At 48.4% G+C, this 20,955-nt stretch carries 14 protein-coding genes; 8 read left to right on the forward strand and 6 right to left on the reverse strand.

The features are described from left to right. Positions 1 to 861, reverse strand: an 861-nt coding sequence (locus VIM72_RS03550; protein WP_332001493.1) for an NAD(P)/FAD-dependent oxidoreductase, incomplete at its 3' end; no start/stop codon positions are given. A 185-nt stretch (positions 862 to 1,046) separates the two neighbouring features. Between VIM72_RS03550 and cobA the strand changes: the two genes are divergently transcribed. Further along, a complete protein-coding gene (gene cobA, locus VIM72_RS03555; protein ID WP_332001494.1) occupies positions 1,047 to 1,844 on the forward strand; it encodes a uroporphyrinogen-III C-methyltransferase in 798 nt (265 codons plus the stop codon). After that, a complete protein-coding gene (locus VIM72_RS03560) occupies positions 1,819 to 2,511 on the forward strand; it encodes a Crp/Fnr family transcriptional regulator (protein WP_332001495.1) in 693 nt (230 codons plus the stop codon). The genes cobA and VIM72_RS03560 overlap by 26 nt, the downstream gene beginning before the upstream one ends. A gap of 3 nt (positions 2,512 to 2,514) precedes the next feature. On the opposite strand, the gene VIM72_RS03565 is transcribed toward VIM72_RS03560, so the two are convergent. Continuing rightward, a complete protein-coding gene (locus VIM72_RS03565; RefSeq protein WP_332001496.1) occupies positions 2,515 to 3,183 on the reverse strand; it encodes a Crp/Fnr family transcriptional regulator in 669 nt (222 codons plus the stop codon). Positions 3,184 to 3,294: 111 nt separating this feature from the next. On the opposite strand from VIM72_RS03565, the gene VIM72_RS03570 reads away from it, so the two are divergent. Both VIM72_RS03570 and VIM72_RS03575 read left to right on the forward strand, forming a co-directional pair. After that, positions 3,295 to 5,097, forward strand: a complete 1,803-nt coding sequence (locus VIM72_RS03570) for a chloride channel protein (RefSeq protein WP_332001497.1) — start codon at positions 3,295 to 3,297, stop codon at positions 5,095 to 5,097. Between the two features lie 119 nt (positions 5,098 to 5,216). Continuing rightward, positions 5,217 to 6,233, forward strand: a complete 1,017-nt coding sequence (locus tag VIM72_RS03575) for an MBL fold metallo-hydrolase (RefSeq protein WP_332001498.1) — start codon at positions 5,217 to 5,219, stop codon at positions 6,231 to 6,233. Here VIM72_RS03575 and VIM72_RS03580 read toward each other — a convergent pair. After that, positions 6,230 to 7,066 carry a class I SAM-dependent methyltransferase gene (locus tag VIM72_RS03580; protein ID WP_332001499.1) on the reverse strand — a complete coding sequence of 279 codons (837 nt, stop codon included), beginning with the start codon at positions 7,064 to 7,066 and terminating at the stop codon, positions 6,230 to 6,232. The genes VIM72_RS03575 and VIM72_RS03580 overlap by 4 nt on opposite strands. A gap of 155 nt (positions 7,067 to 7,221) precedes the next feature. Between VIM72_RS03580 and acnA the strand changes: the two genes are divergently transcribed. Further along, complete coding sequence (gene acnA / locus VIM72_RS03585) at positions 7,222 to 9,948, forward strand: aconitate hydratase AcnA (protein WP_332001500.1); 2,727 nt, start codon at positions 7,222 to 7,224, stop codon at positions 9,946 to 9,948. 332 nt (positions 9,949 to 10,280) lie between these two features. On the opposite strand, the gene VIM72_RS03590 is transcribed toward acnA, so the two are convergent. The 3 genes from VIM72_RS03590 to VIM72_RS03600 form a co-directional block, all read right to left on the reverse strand. Then, positions 10,281 to 12,521, reverse strand: coding sequence for a cation:proton antiporter (locus tag VIM72_RS03590; RefSeq protein WP_332001501.1), 2,241 nt, complete (start codon positions 12,519 to 12,521; stop codon positions 10,281 to 10,283). A 180-nt stretch (positions 12,522 to 12,701) separates the two neighbouring features. Continuing rightward, positions 12,702 to 13,481 carry a response regulator transcription factor gene (locus tag VIM72_RS03595; RefSeq protein ID WP_332001502.1) on the reverse strand — a complete coding sequence of 260 codons (780 nt, stop codon included), beginning with the start codon at positions 13,479 to 13,481 and terminating at the stop codon, positions 12,702 to 12,704. Beyond that, positions 13,463 to 16,630: a ligand-binding sensor domain-containing protein gene (locus VIM72_RS03600; RefSeq protein ID WP_332001503.1), complete on the reverse strand. Its 3,168-nt coding sequence runs from the start codon at positions 16,628 to 16,630 to the stop codon at positions 13,463 to 13,465. The genes VIM72_RS03595 and VIM72_RS03600 overlap by 19 nt, the downstream gene beginning before the upstream one ends. Before the next feature lie 188 nt (positions 16,631 to 16,818). Between VIM72_RS03600 and VIM72_RS03605 the strand changes: the two genes are divergently transcribed. The 3 genes from VIM72_RS03605 to VIM72_RS03615 form a co-directional block, all read left to right on the forward strand. Continuing rightward, positions 16,819 to 17,844, forward strand: coding sequence for a glycoside hydrolase family 43 protein (locus tag VIM72_RS03605; protein ID WP_332001504.1), 1,026 nt, complete (start codon positions 16,819 to 16,821; stop codon positions 17,842 to 17,844). A 19-nt stretch (positions 17,845 to 17,863) separates the two neighbouring features. Further along, on the forward strand, positions 17,864 to 19,711 hold the full coding sequence (locus VIM72_RS03610; protein ID WP_332001505.1) for a glycoside hydrolase family 2 protein: 1,848 nt from the start codon (positions 17,864 to 17,866) through the stop codon (positions 19,709 to 19,711). Between the two features lie 2 nt (positions 19,712 to 19,713). Then, positions 19,714 to 20,955 (forward strand): beta-L-arabinofuranosidase domain-containing protein (locus VIM72_RS03615; protein ID WP_332001506.1); only part of this gene is annotated, 1,242 nt, incomplete at its 3' end.

The raw sequence follows: 20,955 nt of genomic DNA on the forward strand, positions 1-20,955 counted from the left end.
GCCATAGATCATGTTGTTGTAGAGTGCGCACTCGCCGATGGAATATATAAAGGAGTCGCTTGTCTGCATTTGTTCGTTTATCACGATGCCGCCGCGTGGACCAACGTTGAGTCCCGCTGCACGGGCCAGTTCGTCGCGGGGCTTAATACCGGCGGATACTACCAGGATATCCGTTTCCAGGATGGTATCATCGGAGAACTGTAAACCGGTGATCGCTTCGTCGCCCAATACTTCACGGGTGTTTTTGCCCGTAAGCACTTTCAATCCCAGGCCAGCCAGTTTGTTCTGCAGGATGGCGGAACCCTGTTCATCTATCTGCCGGGGCATAAGGCGGGAAGAGAACTCCACTACATGCGTGTTACTGATACCGAGGTCAAGGAGGGCTTTAGCGGCCTCCAGTCCCAACAGGCCACCGCCTATTACGGCGCCGCTGCGGGCGTTGGGCGCATAGGCTTTCATCATTTCCAGGTCCTCTATAGTGCGGTATATGAATACACCTTTTTTATCCATACCTGGTACCGGTGGTACAAAGGCGGCAGAGCCGGTGGCAATTACCAGGTAGTCGTAGTTTTCCACAACGCCTTTGTAGGACTGTACCATTTTATGAGTGCGGTCAATCTGTAATACCGGGTCGCCCAGGTGCAGCCGTATTCCCTGCTCCAGGTACCAGTCGGCGGTAGCCAGCAGCAGATCGTCGGCTGTTTTGCCGTCAAACCAGGAAGTAAGATGTACGCGATCATAAGCGGGGCGGGGTTCTTCCCCAAATACAACCAGTTCTATCGGGGTGTTGGCAGATTTGGAAAGGATCTTCTCACAAAATTTGTAGCCCACCATACCGTTTCCTATAACTACTATTTTCATTCGACTATATTTAAGGATCAGAAAACTTGAATTATATTATAAAATATTTAATATAATATTATTTCTTGCTTTTGAGATGATTTTTTAGTGAGGTGTATGATGTTGATTATAAAATTAAGCGTTTTTGTTTTAATTTTATATAGCGTTATATGTTAAATCATCACATAATTTTAAATACAATATGTATGCAGGCATTATATCCATCTTTATCTTTAGTAGGAGCAGGGCCCGGAGATCCTGAAATGATCACACTGAAAGCGATCAACACCATCCGGCAGGCCAGCGTTATATTATATGATGCTTTGGTGAACGAATCGCTGCTGACCTACGCCGCGCCGGGAGCGATCATTAAGTTCGTTGGCAAAAGATATGGTTGTCATGCGCTGTCGCAACAGGAAATTAACCACCTGATCGTGGAAATGGCATTGGCCCACGGCCATGTTGTAAGACTTAAAGGTGGAGATCCCTTTGTGTTTGGCAGGGCGGTAGAGGAAATCGAAACTGCCCGGAAGCATGGGATCAGGGTAGAGGTGATACCTGGTATCTCCAGTGCGGTAGCCGTACCCGCGTCACAAATGATACCGCTTACCTGCAGGGGGATAGCCGAAGGATTCTGGGTAACCACCGGCACCACACAATCCGGCGATATCTCAAAAGATATAGCACTGGCGGCACAATCCACTGCCACTGTAGTGATCCTGATGGCAATGAGTAAACTGGAGGGTATCATGGACATCTTCCAGGCACACGGCAAAGCAGATACACCGGTAGCTATTATCCAGGACGGCACTACGCCACGGCAGAAAATGGTAACCGGTACTGTAAGGGATATTGTATGGCGCGCCCAGGCAGCCGGCATGGGCAACCCGGCTATTATAGTGGTAGGGGAGGTTGTAAAGCTGCAATCCCTGCTGGCCAATGAAACATTGCAACAATTACAAAACAGTAATATCATACATGAAGAAAGACAAACAGGGCTGTGACGGTAAAACCTGTCTCCTTTGCCGGCTATCCCTGAAAGAATGGGCGCCTGCAACAACATTACACCGCAAAAATTTTATCCTGAACAAAGGAGAAACCCTGTTTAAAGAAGGCGATAAGGTGGAAGGGATTTATTTTATCTATGAAGGCCGCATGAAAGTGCATAAACACTGGGGGCCGGACAAGGAGCTCATCGTCCGTTTTGCACAAAAAGGCGATATCGTTGGCCATAGGGGCATAGGCGGTACTGAACATTTTTATCCCATATCCGCCACTGCGCTGGAACCTGTAAAGGTTTGCTTTATAGAGATGGATTTTTTCCAGGCATCTCTCAAAATCAATCATGACCTGCTGTACGAACTAATGCTGTTCTACGCACAGGAGCTGCAAACCTCCGAAAAGCAGATGCGCAACCTGGCGCATATGTCTGTTAAAGGCCGTATGGCCAATGCGTTGCTGCTGCTGCAACAAAAGTTTGGCTTCAACAAAGATGGTTTTATTGACCTGGCGCTCAGCAAACAGGATCTTGCCTCTTATATTGGCGCCACGTATGAAACTACTTTCCGGGTATTGAATGAATTGATAGAAGAAAGACTGGTGGCTGTTTCAGGGAAAAGTATCACGATCCTGAATGAAAGTAAACTATTACATCTCACAGAAATCAGTTAAACATCAGGCGATATATTTGCGCAGCTTTTTCTCACTTAATATAGTGATGGCCCGGCCTTCCACGGCAATCAGTTTTTCTGCAATAAACTCCTGTAAATTGCGGTAGACCGTTTCATAGGTAGTGCCTGAAAAAGAGGCGAGATCCTGCCGGCTGATGGTGAAATGAAGCGCTTTATGCAAGCGGCTTAATTCCAGTAAAGCATCTGCCAGCCTGCTTTTCACATCCATATGTACCAGGTTCCGCATTTTCCTTTCCGCTTCCTGCAACTCATCTGCATAAAATTGCATCAGCTTTAGCGACAGGCTGGGATTTACTTTCAGCGATGCCTCAAAAAACGCCAGTTCCGTATAACATACCGTGGTGTCTTCCACCGCGGTAGCTGAAACTGTGTACAGCCGCTCCCCGCTACCCAGGCCACGATGCCCCAGGATATCGCCCCGTTGCGCAAAACGGACGATGAGCTCCTTATCCGGCCCCCATTGTTTATGCACCTTCACTTTCCCGTGGTACAAAAAAAAGATCCCTTTCACCGGGCTGCCTTCCTGGAAAATGGTTTCATTTTTCTTAAAAGAAAGATGCTGCCTGTGATCCGATACCGCCGCAATCCATTCTGGAATACTATACTGGCATAAAAAACACGTGTTTAAATCGCAGTTCCCGGCTTTTTTCATGATTGCAATACTAGTGTTTTTTTGGGTTTTGGAAAGAAAAAATAGGTTTTAATATGATTTAGATCATAATTTTGCAATTGAAATAAATAATTTATTGTCATTTCATATAGTATGAATCATAAAAAAGAGCAAAAGTTTGCCGGGAACATGTCGAGGAGAGTATTTTATCTTAGCCTACAGGCATGTATCAACGCATTGGCCATCGGCCTGGTGGCAAAAGCACTGGTGTTGCTCATCAGTCTTATTACCAACCTCTCGTTTTACGGTAAGTTTTCATTTGAAGAAGCAGGCCCCGCAGGCAACCAGCTGGGCATGCTGGTTATTGCAGTTCCTGTCATCGGTAGCCTGCTGGTAGGCGTGATGGCCCGTTTCGGCAGCAAGGCGATCCGTGGCCACGGTATCCCCGAGGCCATGGAAAACATTATAGACAACGAAAGCAAGATCCCGCCTGTAATAACATTACTAAAACCTATTTCAGCTGCTATCTCTATCGGTACGGGCGGCCCTTTTGGTGCGGAAGGCCCTATTATCGCCACAGGTGGCGCCATCGGCTCTTTCACCGGGCAGGTGATCCATATCTCTTCCTCAGAAAGAAAAGTATTGCTGGCAGCAGGCGCCTGCGCGGGTATGGCGGCTATATTCGGCAGCCCGCTGGCGGCTATCCTGCTGGCCATTGAGCTGCTGTTGTTTGAATTCTCCCCCCGTTCGGTGATACCCGTAGCCATTGGCTGTATCACCGGCGCAGGTATGCATATCCTGTTGTTCGACAGCAACCCGGTTTTTGCCATGCCTGATATTCCCGCCGTTACGGATATGGCCCTGGTCACCTATGTATTGATGGGCGCCATAGTAGGCGTGGTAGCCGCTTACGTGTCGAAGTCCGTTTATTTCGTGGAAGACCTGTTCGAGAAACTGCCCATCCACTGGATGTGGTGGCCGGCGCTGGGCGCTATTGCAGTGGGTGTGATCGGTTACTTTGCCCCGCATACCATGGGCGTTGGCTATGATAATATTAAAATATTGCTTACGGGCGCAGCACCAATGGCCTTGCTGGTATCGTTATGCGTGCTTAAATATTCTTCCTGGGTGATTTCCCTGGGTAGCGGTACCTCCGGCGGAACGCTGGCGCCCCTCTTCACTATCGGCGGCGCTTTTGGGGCATTGCTGGGAGTAGCGGTGATCCGGGTATTTCCCGGCAGCGGTATCAATATCGCTACGGCTGCCCTTATAGGTATGGCCGCCATGTTTGCCGGCGCCTCCCGCGCACTGCTCACCGCCATCGTGTTTTCGCTGGAAACCACGGGGCAAACGCATGGCCTCCTGCCGCTTATCGGCGCCTGCACAGCCGCTTATTTTGTGTCGTTCTTCCTGATGAAAGGCAGCATCATGACCGAAAAGATCCGCCGCAGAGGCGTGGCTACCCCGGAAGAATATACGCCGGATATGATGCAGCTGATCAACGTGGCGGCAGTCGCCATTAAGCCGGTAGTAACGCTGCAGGAAAACTTTACCCTGGCACAGGCTTACCAGCTGCTGCAAAGCCATGCCGCCTATAACTACCGCTTCCTGCCGGTAACGGACACCGACGGGCATTTCAAAGGATACATTAACAGGCAGCAATTATCGGCCGCAGGTACTGCACTGCTCCGTGAGCGCCTGGAACCGTCTGCGCCCTATGTATATCCTGCCGATGACATCAACCTGGTAACAGAGCTCTTTAATAGTTACCCACCGGATATCCTGGCGGTAATGGACCCGGAAAAGAAATTAAATGGCATTGTTACCGCCGATGCGGTACTGAGAACTTACGGCGAACGCCGCATGGCCACTTCAAAATATCATTCCGCTTTTTATGGCAATACCCGCCTGCTGCGACTGATGGCAAGGGGAAAACGCCTGCTGGCAAGATCTTAACCTACTGACATAACGGTTGAAATACGGGTCTGCCCTTTTGGGGCGGGCCTTTTTTTATGCCCGGTAAAATATTATGCTGCGCTGTCCGTCTTCGTATAAAAGCTTCTTAACTTTAATACATGCAGCGGAAATTATCTTCTATAGAAGAAAGAATACAACAATCGCAGAACTTCCGGAACGGCGCGTTCCAGAATCTCTCTCTTACGCCTATGAAGCCGGAGAATGTGACCTATTTCACCATGCTCCGTAAAATGTTGCGGCGCCCGGCAAACACAAGGCCGCCGGGGCCGATGCCCACTGTGCATACTGATCTCAGGGCACTGTATTCGGAAAAGCCGGTGGTTATCTGGTTCGGCCATTCCTCCTATCTCATCCATGTAAAAGGATTTAATATACTGGTAGATCCCGTGTTCAGCGGCAGCGCATCTCCCATGTCGTTTATGGTAAAGGCATTTCCCGGTGCAGACGCCTATACGCCTGCAGATATGCCGGAAATAGACCTGATGGTCATCACCCATAATCACTATGATCATCTCGATAAAAAAACACTGGCGGAATTAAAATCCCGCACCAAACAAATATATACCGGGTTAGGCGTGGGCCGCGACCTGCGGCATTGCCTGGCAACAGGCAATAACATTACGGAAATGGACTGGTGGGAAACCCGTGAAATAGCTCCGGAGATCGTTCTAACGGCTACGCCTGCACGGCATTTTTCCGGTCGCGGGTTTAAAAGAGGCGGCAGCCTCTGGTCTTCTTTTGTACTGGAAATTTTCGGCTATAAGATTTTTATCGGGGGAGACTCCGGGTACGACACGCATTTTAAAGCCATTGGCGATAAATTTGGCCCATTTGACCTGGTGATCCTGGAATGCGGACAATACAACGATTACTGGCCTTTCATCCATATGAAACCGGAAGAAACTGTACAGGCGGCTATAGACCTGCAGGCAAAAGCCCTGTTGCCGGTGCACTGGGGCAAGTTTGTGCTGGCGATGCATGCCTGGAACGATTCCCCCGAAAGAGCTACTGCCGCCGGCGCGCAAAGAGGCCTGCTGGTAACCACTCCCCGCATAGGAGAGCCGGTAACGGTAGGCGCACATTACCCCCAGGAGCACTGGTGGGCAAATGTCTAAATCCGGAAACCTAACATTTCCATAATACCTTCGCCGGGCGCATGAAACAAACGGGCGCTCCCGTTGAGCAGCCTTTCGGTTTCAGACAATGGTTCCACCGTTTCCAATTCCCCATCCAGCCGTAGCAACAGGCCGGCCATATCTGCCCGGCTGTTCACATTCAGCGGTCTGCCGATATATTCTTCCAACACCTTCATTATTGCGAGGTGGGAAGGTAGAAATCCCTGTGGTACTTCTTCTTCGGATAAGGAATAATCCATCAGCACCAGGTTATGCCGCTGCTTTGTTTTAAATAATTGCATTAACTGCAGGAAGGCATCGTTGCTGATATAGTGAATAACGCCCTCAAAAACAATGGTGGCCGGAACATCTTCCTGGTAGCCGCTTTCCAGCAGTTTACCCCATAGCAATGCGGTATCCGTTACATCGCATTTAATAAAATTTACCAACGACCCGGCAGGCATCATATCTTCATAAATCCGTTGTTTTTCCTCAATATATCCATTGTCTGCTTCTATGATCCTGCTGATCTGTTGCGGATAATTTTCCAGGAGATATAAGGAAAGCGGATCCAATCCCGCACCGGGAATGATCACCTGTTGCCCCGGGAATGCCAGCAGGCGCTCCCGCAGCATCCTGCGGATACTCTGTTTGCGCAGGCAGATCATTTCTGTAATAAATGGATACTGCCGCTTCAGCTCATAAAAGAAACGGCTCGTTTCACTGAAATCTATCGCTGCTATATATTGCTGCTGCAAGGGCGATGTATACAATTGCATGGCTGCTTCCAGCACCAGGCGGGACGTGGAGGGTACTTTCAGTTTCTGGGTCATTTTGAGGTGTATTTGTATAAAGCTAATATAGTGTAGTGCAGGGAAATAGCAGGGTTATTTTAATATGAACCGCGCATAAACGGTTCATAATAAGGTATATTTAATAAACAAAATGGTAGCATCATTGTTTCACTAAAATGTCAACAACTTAGCTTATGCAGCCACGTATCGCATCTCTCAGCAAACTGGAACAGGACGGAAGAAAAATCTCCCGGTTGCCTTTCTCGATCAGGATCTTACTGGAAAATGTATTGCGGAACCACGACAACTTCGCTATTACTGATGAGCACCTGGAAACGCTTGTGAACTGGGATCCGGCGGGAACGGATAAGGAAATACCTTTCAAACCGGCCCGCGTGCTGATGCAGGATTTTACCGGTGTAGCTGCGGTAGTGGACATTGCTTCCATTCGCGCGGAAGTGATCCGTAAAGGGAAAGATGGCGCTAAAATCAACCCGGCTATCCCGGTAGACCTGGTAGTGGATCACTCCGTGCAGGTAGATTTTTTTGGAACAGATTACTCCTATACAAAAAATGTGGCCTATGAATATGAGCGTAATAAAGAACGATACCAGCTGCTGAAATGGGCGCAGCAGGCTTTCGATAATTTTACGGTAGTGCCTCCCGGCATGGGTATTTGTCACCAGGTGAATCTTGAGTACCTCGCCAAAGGCGTTATTAACCGCGATGGCTGGCTGTTTCCTGATACGCTGGTGGGTACCGACTCGCATACGCCTATGGTGAATGGTATCGGTGTGCTCGGCTGGGGTGTTGGTGGTATTGAGGCAGAAGCAGCCATCTTAGGACAGCCAATTTATTTTACCTGCCCGCAGGTGATCGGGCTGCGCCTCACGGGGCAGCTTACGGAAGGCGTTACCGCCACAGATATGGTGCTTGCTATCACCCAGCTGCTGCGTAAATACGGCGTGGTGGATAAATTTGTGGAAGTGTTTGGCGACGGACTGGATTTTCTTTCTGTACCGGATCGTGCTACTATTTCCAATATGTCGCCTGAATTCGGATGTACCGTTACCTATTTCCCTATAGACACACAAACGTTGCAATACATGCATCGCACCAACCGCTCCAAAGAAGATATTGCACGGGTGGAAACCTATTGCAAAGAAAATATGCTTTGGCGGCATGGCAGCGAACAAATCACCTATACAGATATTCTTGAACTGGACCTGTCGCAGGTACAATCTGCCGTGGCAGGGCCCAAGCGGCCGCAGGACCGTATCCTGGTGCGCGACCTGCACAACGAATTTGAAACCCTGCTCAGTAAGGAATTCAAGCGCATGTATACGCCTGAAGGAAAACGCCGCGACACGGCCTGGCTGTCGGAAGGAGGTTCCGGCACTTCCTTTACCTACGAAATACAAAAGCATGTGGAAGAAGTAGCCGTGGAACTCGATTATCTTAAATCTGTACGCATTAAACTGAAGAACGAAGAATATGTACTGAGCGATGGCGCTATTACCATTGCCGCTATTACCAGCTGTACCAACACCTCTAACCCCAGCGTAATGATAGGCGCCGGGCTTGTGGCAAAAAAAGCGATCAGCCGGGGTTTGTATGTGAAGCCCTGGGTGAAAACAAGTCTCGCGCCCGGCTCAAGGGTAGTAACGGAATACCTCAAACGTTCTGGTTTACTTTCTGAACTGGAGGCGCTGCGGTTTCATATTGTGGGATATGGCTGTACTTCGTGTATTGGTAACAGTGGTCCCCTACCGCCAGCTGTAGCTGAAGCGGTAGATAAAGGCAACCTAGTGGTAGCATCTGTGTTATCGGGCAACCGTAACTTTGAAGCAAGGGTACATCCGCAGGTAAAAATGAACTTCCTTGCTTCCCCATTGCTGGTGGTGGCCTACGCTATTGCCGGCCGCATAGATGTGGATATGCTCACCGCCCCGCTGGGTTATGATCCTAACGGGGAACCGGTGTACCTCCGGGATATATGGCCTACACAGCAGGAGATCAATGATGCGGTAGCGGGTGCCGTAAAGCAGGAAGATTTTGAAAATACCTACAAAGTGATATTTGACGGCGACGATCAATGGCGTGGCTTACTGGCCCCCTCAGGCAATAACTATCACTGGAGCAACGATTCTACCTACATCCGGGAAGCGCCCTTCTTTAAAGGGTTGTCTGAATTTCCGCCTCCGGTGGAAGATGTAAAGAATGCCCGCGTTTTACTGAAACTGGGCGACTCGGTGACTACCGATCATATTTCCCCCGCAGGCTCATTTAAACCGGATACCCCTGCCGGCAAATACCTGCTGGACCATGGCATAGATCCGCGGTTGTTTAACTCCTATGGCTCCCGCAGGGGAAATCATGAAGTAATGATCCGTGGTACCTTTGCCAATGTGCGTATTAAAAATGAGTTGTCGCCGAAGGAAGGCGGCTTTACCACCATCATTCCATCCGGCATGGTATTACCTATTTATGATGCAGCCCAGCAATACGCTGCCAAGAAGGTACCGCTCATTATATTGGCGGGGAAGGAGTATGGCAGCGGTTCCTCCCGCGACTGGGCCGCGAAGGGCACCAACCTGCTTGGCGTAAAAGCGGTGATCGCAGAAAGTTATGAGCGTATTCATCGCAGCAACCTGGTGGGTATGGGCGTGCTTCCGCTCCAGTATATGGAAGGTGAGAACGCCAACACATTAAATCTAACGGGAACGGAATCATATACCATCAGCGGTATTGCCAATGGCCTTGTTCCCAACGAGGTACTAACGGTAACGGCTATCCCGGCGGAAGGGGAGCCTGTTATCTTTAAAGTAAAATCAAAACTGAATTCTTTGATAGAGATCGAATACTACCGCCATGGTGGTATTTTGCAGTATGTGCTGCGGGGGTTTCTTGAAAAAGCGTAGGAGATCGCCTTCGGCCTTTGTCTTGGAACGCTGATTACACTGATTACACTGATTTTTTTGATTTGATCATCCGGGATTTTAAGTGATTAGCGGAAACGTAAGCGGATATTAGTTTATAAACGATTGATCAATGTAGATTTGATAACCTGATAATATTTGCTTAAATAATTAAGGTAGATAAAAATAAAGCATATCCGTTTTATTTTTATCTACCTTAATTATTTTAAGGAATCCCTTATATCTCCGCTAATCGCTTAAAATCCCGGATGATCAAATCAAAAAAATCAGTGTAATCAGCGTAATCATCATAATCCTGAGTCAGACAACATCCGCTATTTCCCGCGGGAGAACTCCAGTATCTTTTTGCGGTTGCCCACCAGCCACACCACATCTTCCCATTCGAACTCCGTTTCGGAAGCAGGGTTGAGGATCCGCTCACCGCCACGGGCAATACCTACTACCAGCGCCTGCGTTTTTTCCCGGATGCCGGAACCACGGATGGTTTGGCCTTTGAGCCCATTATGCTCATCTACCACGATGCTGGTAAGACCAATATTTTCATCTGCCACATCATCACTCCGTTCTACATTCAGTGTGTTTACAACACGGTTGAATTCTTCCAGCTGCGCCTCCGTACCAATAGCGGTAAGAATATCATGCGGGAAGAGCTTTTCATCGCGGGTAGGGGCGTAGATGGTTACATTCCCTCTTTTGATGGCCCCCACATTGATGCCGTATTTTTCACGCAACTGCAGGTCTATCAGCGGGCGGTCTACCAGGGTAGACCATGGGTCTATTTCAATTTCGGATACCTGCGCATCCCATGGCAACAGGTCGGCCGCAGTGGCTTTATGATTGGCGGCATCGGCGGTTTCACGGGCATTCAGGTTGGTAAGGAAACGGCTTTCTATACGGTTGTAATATTTCTGCAATTGTGAGCGCAGTACTATCAGCACACAGGCCAGTATAAAACCGGTGCCCAGCAATGCCTGCCAGAAAGGAAAGTACTGGTTTACCAGGAACCCTACCAGCAGCACCGCTACCACGTTGCGCACTACTTCCACCACCACTAATGGGCCGTGGTTGTATTTGGAGTCGAGCCACAATGCTTTATAAGAGTTGCTGGAGATCTTCTGCACCATCAGCGCCCAGATAAACGGCGACATCATGGCTATGCCGATGATCACACTCAACAGCTCAGCAAGGAACAGGTTCTTCACATATTTTATAACAAACGGACCTATATAATACGTATTCAGCAGGATGATGGCCAGCATAATCACCGCATTAAGTACAATCACTTTCACATAGCTACGCAATACAATACGCCAATCGCTTTCCGCCTGCAAGGTTTGCGAACTGGCGCTATACCGGTTCAGGGCATTCATCCAGCGGGTGGGAATGATCTTCTCCAGCCAGTTATAAAACGGCACGGAAAATTTGATCATGTAAGGCGTAGTAAAAGTAGTGATGGCCGAAACCCCTACTGCTACGGGAAACAGGAACTCGCTGGTTACACCCAGGGAAAGACCCAGCGTAGCAATAATAAACGCAAATTCACCCACCTGCGCCATGCTCATACCCACCTGTACGGCCTGTTTCAGCGGCTGGCCGGATAGGAGCGCGCCAAGCGCGGTACTGAAAAACTTGCCGGTAATCGTTAACAGTGTTATCCACAATACCGGCCAGCGGTATTCGATGATCATTTCAGGATTAATGAGCATCCCTACAGATACAAAAAAGATAGCGCCAAAAAGATCTTTCACCGGTTGAATGAGATGCTCCACTTTTTCTGAAGAGGTGGTTTCCGCTATAATGGAGCCCATGATAAAGGCGCCCAGTTCGGCAGAAAAACCCACTTTAGTGGCCAGGATCACCATTCCCAAACAGAGCGCTATACTCAGTATCAGCAGGGTTTCTCCATTCATGTAACGCTCTATTTTTTTGAGCGCGGTAGGCAGCAGGAAAATCCCCGCCAGGAACCATACCGCCAGGAAGAACATCAGTTTGGCTATGGTAAACAACATCTCCGTGCCTTCAAACTTACGGCTTACCGCCATGGTAGACAGTAACACCATCATGAGGATCACTACGATGTCTTCTATTACCAGGACGCCGAATACAATTTTGGTAAACGATTTTTTCTTGACGCCCAATTCATCAAATGCACGGATAATGATGGTAGTGGAGGAACTGGCGAGCAAACCGCCGAGGAACAGGCTGTCCATAAAGCCCCATCCCATCAGCTGACCAGTGAAATAACCGGCTACGGTAATAAGCGCTATTTCTACAAATGCGGTAATGGTGGCGGTGCCTCCCACCCGCATCAGCTTTTTGAAACTAAATTCCAGGCCCAGCGAAAATAAGAGGAAAATAACGCCGATCTCGGACCAGGTTTTTATGCCTTCCGCATCGCCGATAGTGGGAAATAATTTAAAATTGGGGCCCACTATAAACCCCGCGATGATATACCCCAGTACCATCGGCTGCTTCAGCCGTTTAAACAGTAATGTAATAACTCCCGCCGCTCCTAATATTAAAGCCAGGTCAATGATCAATGATGGTAGATGCATACAGTTTGAATCGGTTTAATGTTTCGTGTGATGTACCTTTATGGCGCTGAAAAATCAGCACACATATGTGTCAGGTGCCAGTTTCCGGATCTTTGAATTATTGCTAATATATTGTTTTTCCTGCGGGGAAGCAACATTAAGTTTGGGAAGAGGGAAAGGGAAAAAAGCGGCGGGAGCGACTTACCGTTCTTTTTCCGCCTGGATCTGCGCTACATACCTCGATGGCAAAATGCCAAATTGCTTCTGGAAATTCTTTCCAAAATTAGTGAGGGACGCAAAGCCGCAAAGCTCCGCTACTTCGTTGATCTTGTAAGATCCTGTGGATAACAGGGATGCTGCTTTCTTCAGCCGTGCAATGTTGATCAGCTCATGTGGCGTAAGATCGGAGATCGCTTTTATTTTACGGTAAAAAGTAGGGCGGCTCATGTTCATAAAGTCCGCCAGCTGTTCCACATCAAGATCAATATTATTCAGGTGCTGGTTAATCAGGTCGTTCAGCTTTTCCAGGAATTGTTCATCGGCACTGGTATACGCCATGCTGCGTAAATGCACCAGCGGTGTGCTGGCATAATAGGATTTTATTTTATGACGGTTAGTAAGCAGGCTCGCAATCTGCGCCTGCAGGAATTCAGGCGAGAAGGGCTTTTCAATGTAAGCATCAGCGCCCAGTTCCAGTCCCTCTATTTTTGATTGCATGGTATTGCGGGCAGTAAGGAGGATCACCGGAATATGACTGGATACAAAATCCGATTTAATAATGCGGCAAAGCTCAAAACCATCCATTACCGGCATCATTACATCACTGATCACCAGTTGTACGGGTTGCTCCTGTAATAAAAGCAGGGCGGCCTGCCCGTCGCGTGCAGTGATCACTTTGTATTTATCTTCCAGGTCGTCTGCAATGAAAGAAAGTATTTCTTCATTATCATCAACTAACAGTATCAGTGGTTTGCTTTCCATTTGCTCAGGTTAAATTCTATTTCCTGGTGAACAGGCAAAGTAAGTGAAAAAACATTTAGTGTACCATCGGTAGGTAGCAGCTCCAGGGTGCCCTTATGCAGCAAGGTTAAAGATCTTGATAAGGAAAGCCCTATGCCGGTACCCGATTTATCTGCGGTGGCCTTCGCCCGGAAGAATGGCTCAAATATTTTTTCTTTCATCTCCGCAGGAATTATATAACCATCATTCTTTACGAGTATGGTAAAAGTGGCATCATTCTCCTCAACGGGCAACAGGTGTATGGAGGCCCTGGTGGCGGCATACCTGATAGCATTGTTGATCAGGTTGCCCAAAATTTTGTTTAATGCTTCGCTATCTACATAAGCAAAAAAATGCAGGTTGGATAATTCAATTTTAAACCGGATATCCTGCTGCTCTGCAGCCGGTGTAAACCGCAGATGGTTTTCTTTCAACAGCTCAGAAATATCTGTACGTACAAAATTCAGGCTGAAACCATTGATCTCCGTTTTGCGGAAGTCGAGCAGCTGGCTGGTAAGCTCCAGCAACCGGTCGGTATTACGTTCCATGATGCGCAGGTTTTTCCGGATCAGCGGCACTTCATCCGCCTTCCGGATCACCTTTTCCATGGGACCTTTGATCAAGGTAAGCGGTGTACGGATCTCATGCGCAAGATGGGTAAAGAATTCAATCTTGGCCTGGTATAACTCTTTTTCCTTTTTATGTTCCAGCAACTCCAGTTGTCTTTTTTGTTTTTGCTGCGCACGCAGGTGATACCAGCGGATAATAAGATACACGAGGCTTACCAGCAGGATCACATACGCTGTATACGCCCAATAGCTGGCCCAGAAGGGCGGCAGGATGGTAATGGTAAGCACACGCGGCGTAATGCTCCAGCTGCCGCCGCTGGCAGCTGCCTTTACCATAAACCGGTAAGTGCCGGGCGACAACTTTGTGAAAAAAGTTTTGCGGTTGCTTTCAAGATAGGTCCAGTCACGGTCAAGCCCTTCCATCTTATAGGCATAAGCCGTCATTTCAGGCGAAGTATAACTCAGTGCGGCAAAGTTGATACTAAACGTGGACTGATCATGCGATAATACGATGCTATCTGTAAGGAAGATGGATTTCTCCAGGATATCGCCCACTGCCGCTTCTTTGTTATACACCTGGAAGCCGGTGATATAAACCGGTGGAAGGTAACTGTTACGCACAAACGATTCGGGGTTAAAACGGATCAATCCTTTTACGCTGCCGAAATACATATTGCCGCAGCTGTCTTTGTACGCGGAATTATAATTAAACTGGTCATTTAATAACCCGCTGGCTTTGGTGTATACCACTGCGTTTTCTGTAGCCGGCGTAAAGCAGGCCAGCCCTTTGGAAGTAGTTACCCACAGGCGGTCGTTCTGGTCTTCCAGGATGCAGAACATCATATTGCTCTGGAAACCATGACGTGTGCTGTACGTAGTAAAGTTGTCCCGCTGCCGGTTGTATAAGCAAAGCCCATCGTCTGTGGCCAGCCACAAACGGTGTTTACCGTCTTCGAAGATCCTGTTCACCCTGTTGTTGCTCAGGCTGGTACTATCGCTGGCATTGTGCAGGTAAAGCCCTTTTTTTCCCGTACGGCGGTTATAACAATAAAGCCCGTCCCGTACCGTGCCTAACCATATGGTGCCTTCACTATCTTCAAAAACAGCGGTATAGAAAATATGATGAGGTACTTCTCTCACTACATTAAATTCATCACGGTCATGGGTATACTCATATAATCCCCAGGTAGTGCAAACAAGTACATGATCATCTTTTGTGCGCAGCATACTGTAAATAAAACCGCTGTGCAGCTGGTGCGGACCATCGCCCGGTGCATAATGACGGATAAATTTCCCGCTGGGAATATCCATGATATCCAGTCCATGCTCGAAAGTGCCTATCCAGAGCGAATCTCCCGAAACCATCAGCCCATGCAAATTGGTATGCGATAACCCGGGAGCATGTTTGGCCAAAGGCTTAATAGCCGAAAAGCTGCCATCTGCCGGCGTGAATTTGTTCAACCCTCCGTCTTCCGTACCTATCCATAAATGACCGTATTTATCAGGATGGATTTCCCTCACAGCATTGCCACTGAGAGAGGAAGAGCCGGTTTTCGGAAACATTTTTTCAAAATAGGTATAAGGCTGGGGAAAGTAATTGGCGCCGCCAAAGTAAGTACCTACCCATATGCCGCCTTCCTTATCTTTATAAATATTATAGATGGCATTATCAGAAACAGAATAAGGATCATCATAATTTTTTTTCAGGTTGATGACCTTAGCGGTTTTAATATGATAGATGTAAATACCGGACTCCGTGGCGATCCAGTATTCGTCACTGTTGTGCCGGATGATATCCCTTACATACAATTCTATTCCCGTGGTATCCCTGGTAAAGAAATCTTCGTAGGTGCGTGTCCGTGCATTAAATAATTTCAGGCCCTGCCCTGCTGTGCATACCCATACAGTATCACTCCCCATAGGTACTATTTTCTGGATGGCATAGGAATTTGGTTTGCCGGAATGTGCAAACAAGGAATAGATGGTGAAATTATTTGTATTGTAATTGTAGATGCCCATATTTCCTCCACCGGAGGCCAGCCATACACGGCCTGTGCCATCTACGCAAACGGAGGTAGCGCCGGTAAAACCGGGCACTTCTGTTAAGCGGCCGGTAGCAGGCCTGTAGCGGAACGGGCGCCCTGCCGCTACAATCCAGATATTTCCCTGCCGGTCTTTTGTAATAGAGCGTACTTCCCCCCGCAATTTCCCGTCGAGTTCATGGAACTGCTCATTACTCGGGTTATACACAAACACGCCTTTATCAGATCCCACATATAACATCCCATCATCGTCCTGGAACAGGCACAGCACATAGTTGCCGCCAATACTTCCCGGCTGATCTGTTCGCCGGAATACGCGGAAAGTGTAGCCATCGAACCGGTTTAAGCCGTACAATGTGCCAAACCACATAAAGCCCTGCTTATCCTGTAAAGTGCAGATAACAGCGTTGTGCGACAAACCGTTCTCTACCTGGTAATGCACAAAGCCGGGCGACTGCCCGCACAGCGCTTCGCTTGCCAGCAGCAGGATGAACAGGATATAATAGCGGACCTTTGGCATGTGTTCGTTTAGTGGAAACCCTAAAACTAATGGTTTTTCCGCTAAAACCCACCACTGTCCGGCCAAAAGCCAAAATGATACAAAAGCGAGAAAAATTGAGATAAATGGGCAAACAAGTATCAGGTGGATAGTCTTTCTTTGAGAAGCGTGAAATGTACGCTTAAATAAGCCATCTCTAAATCCATGTTATGAAAGGTAGCCAACTACTTTCATTGATATTTTGTCTGTTCATCAGTGGATTATGCCGCGCAACAACTGCGGATACCACCGGCATGTTCAAGAATCCTTTACTGGCCTCCGGCCCTGATCCCTGGGTAGTAAGGCACAACGGCGCATATTATTATATGCACACCAATGGCCATAGCCTGGTGATGAGAAAAACAAAAAATATGTCGGCCCTGGCTCAGTCGTCCGAAAAAGTGATCTGGAGGCCGCCGGCCAAAGGCCCGAATGCAAGGGACATCTGGGCGCCTGAACTGCATCGTCTTAACGGGAAATGGTATGTATACTATACCGCCGGATCGTCTGATAGCATTCATCCGCAGCACACCTTCGTATTGGAAAATACCGCCGATGATCCAACTACCGGTAACTGGACCGATAAAGGGCAGATAGCAGACCCCATCCACCCGGAACATTTTGCCATAGATGGTACCGTTTTTCCATATAAAGGCCGCAACTATTTCATCTGGAGCGGGCATAATGGAAAAGACGTGGTACAACGGCTTTACATCGCCCCTATGAAAGATCCCTGGACGCTGGCCGCTGAAAAAGTGGAGATAGCCGCACCGCAATACCCGTGGGAACAAAATGGCATCAATGAAGGCCCGGAAATCCTGCTGAATAAAAAAGGGGAGGTGTTCCTTGTTTTCTCCGCCTGCGGCTGCTGGACGGAAAACTATATCCTCGGTATCATGAAGCTAAAGCCCGGCGCCGATCCTATGCTTCCGCAAAGCTGGACTAAATCGCCGGATCCTGTACTGAAAAGCAAACCCGAAAACGGCGCCTATGCACCCGGGCATAACGGGTTCTTTAAATCGCCCGACGGAAAAGAAGACTGGATCATTTATCACGCCAATTCAAAAGCAAACCAGGGTTGTGGCAACCAGCGCAACCCACGCATTCAGAAGATCAGCTGGAACGCCGATGGCACCCCGTTTTTCGGCGATCCGGTGAAAATAAATACATGGATCAAAGATCCTTCAGGAGAATAAAATCACTTTAAGAAAATATATGAAAAAGAAGTACCTATTTTTTGCACTGGCATTTGGATTGGGGAGCAGTACAGCAATAGCGCAACAACAGGATTGGAAAATGGTAGGAGGAAAGATCGCTTCTACCTGGAGCGAAAAGGTATCACCGGCAGCTACTTTACCGGAATACCCGCGCCCGCAGCTGGTTCGGGGCAACTGGAAAAACCTGAATGGTTTGTGGAATTATGCCATCAAAGCAAAAGAGGAGAATCAACCTGCCACCTGGGATGGAAAAATACTGGTGCCCTTTGCAGTTGAATCAGCACTGTCGGGTGTAGGCCGTACTGTTGGAAAAGACAGCACGCTATGGTACAATACTACACTGGTGCTGCCTTCCGGCATGCAGGGAAAAAGAATATTACTGCATTTTGGCGCTTCTGACTGGCGCACTACCGTATACGTAAATGGTAAGGAAGCAGGCAGCCATGAAGGCGGCTTCGATCCTTTTACTTTTGATATCACTTCCCTGGTGAAAAAAGGAAAACAGGAGATCGTGGTAAAAGTATGGGACCCCACCGATGATGGCGATCAGCCAAGAGGTAAGCAGGTAAAACGTCCGGAAGGGATCTGGTATACACCGGTAACCGGCATCTGGCAAACAGTATGGGTAGAAGCCGTGGCAGATACCTATATCGCATCTACCAAACAAACGCCTGATATAGACCAGCAAACGCTCACCGTAGCGGCTAACGTGGAAAATGCAAAAGCAGGCGATGAAGTGAAAGTAACTGCTTACGATGGAGGTACCAAAGTAGCCGAAAGCGTGATCAGCGGAGAGAATGCTGTATTGAAAATAACATCGCCCAAATTATGGTCGCCCGAAAATCCTTTCCTCTATAACCTCACCCTCACGGTTACACGTAAAGGTAAGGTGATAGACGAAGTGAAAAGCTATTTTGCCATGCGTAAATCTTCTATTGGTAAAGACGCCAATGGAGTACAGCGCATGCTGCTGAATAACAAATTCGTGTTCCAGTATGGCCCGCTGGACCAGGGCTGGTGGCCCGACGGCTTGTATACCGCGCCTACAGATGAAGCCCTGAAATTTGATATTGTACAAACTAAAGCCATGGGCTTTAATATGATCAGGAAGCATATTAAAGTAGAACCTGCACGCTGGTATTATTACTGCGATCAGCTGGGCATGCTGGTATGGCAGGATATGCCAAGCGGCGATCTGGGTAATGGTTGGGAGCCACGCCCCGGCATTATTGGCCGCGGTTCCGACCAGAAACGCTCTGCTGAGTCAGAAGGCTACTACCGTAAGGAATGGAATACCATCATCGACGAACTATACAACTATCCTTCTATTGTAGTATGGACGCCATTCAACGAAGCATGGGGGCAATTCAAAACTGTGGAAATTGCAGAATGGACCATGAAGAAAGATCCGTCGCGCCTCGTGAATACCGCCAGCGGTGGTAATTTCTACCCCGTAGGACATATCATCGACCTGCATAATTATCCCGAGCCTGCAATGCCGGATCCGGCTGTATATGGCGATAAGCGCGCTATTGTGCTGGGTGAGTTCGGAGGGCTTGGTTTACCGGTGAACGGGCATGTATGGCAACAGAAAGATAACTGGGGCTACCAGAGCTTCAAAAATGAAGAAGACCTGTTTAAACGGTACAGCGGTTTTACCGACCGCCTGGAAACGCTTATTAAGCAGGGATTGTCTGCTGCTGTTTACACACAAACCACCGATGTGGAAGTGGAAACAAACGGCCTGATGACCTACGACCGGAAAGTACAGAAGATGCCCGTAGAAAAACTGAAAGTGATTCATCAGAAATTATATAACCCGGCTCTGGTAACTATAAAACCATAATGATGAAAAAGCGAAAGTTGTTTGGCTTATTGATGCTTTCTGCTTTTTTTGCTGGTCTTATCCCGGCAGATGCCGCGCATCTGCCGGGCGCCAGGGCCGATACTTTTGTAGCGCCGGTGTATAGAACATTGCCACTGGGCGCTGTAAAGCCGCAGGGATGGCTGTTGCATCAACTGCAGATCATGCGCAACGGCACCAGCGGCCACCTCGATGAAGTATACGGCAAAGTGAAGAACGATAACGGCTGGCTCGGCGGGAAAGGCGACGGATGGGAAGAAACGCCCTACTGGCTGGATGGCGCTGTGCCGCTGGCCTACCTGCTCAACGACGCTGCCTTAAAAAATAAAGTACTGCGTTATATCAACTGGACCCTGGATCACCAGCGCCCCTCCGGTTATTTTGGTCCTGTTACCAAAACGGAACGGGAAAAAAATATAGCCATTGGCGTTAGCAATGCCGCGGATGGCGACGACTGGTGGCCAAAGATGGTAATGCTGAAAGTACTGCAACAATATTATACGGCCACAAATGATACCCGTGTTTTACCTTTTATGACGCGGTATTTTCATTATCAGCTGGAGGTGTTAAAAACCTGCCCGCTTGGTAAATGGACAGAATGGGCTACCTCCAGGGGCGCCGAAAACGTGATGGTGGCACAATGGCTGTATAGTATCAGTAAAGATAAAAAACTGCTGGAGCTGGCTACCCTGCTGCAATCGCAGGCTTTTACCTGGAGCAGTTGGCTGGGCAACCGCAGCTGGGTAATAGACGCCGCTGCACAACAGAACGATCAGCACTGGATGCGCCGTCATGGTGTGAACGTAGGCATGGGCCTGAAAGACCCGGTAATGAATTACCAACGTACCGGCAACAAAGAATACTTAAAGGATCTGCATACCGGTTTCACCGACCTGATGAACCTGCACGGGTTGCCTATGGGCATTTTCTCTGCAGATGAAGACCTTCACGGTAACGCCCCTACGCAGGGAACGGAATTATGCGCGGTGGTGGAAGCCATGTTTTCACTGGAGGAAATTATAGGTATTACCGGCGATCCATTGTATATGGATGCACTGGAGCGAATGACCTTTAACGCATTGCCCACACAAACTACAGATGATTATAACAACAAGCAATACTTCCAGGTAGCCAACCAGGTAAATATCAAAAGAGGGGTGTTCAATTTCTCGCTGCCGTTCGACCGGGAAATGAACAACGTACTGGGTATGCGCAGCGGTTACACC

The sequence above is a fragment of the Chitinophaga sp. genome (assembly GCF_036569185.1).
Classification (GTDB): domain Bacteria; phylum Bacteroidota; class Bacteroidia; order Chitinophagales; family Chitinophagaceae; genus Chitinophaga.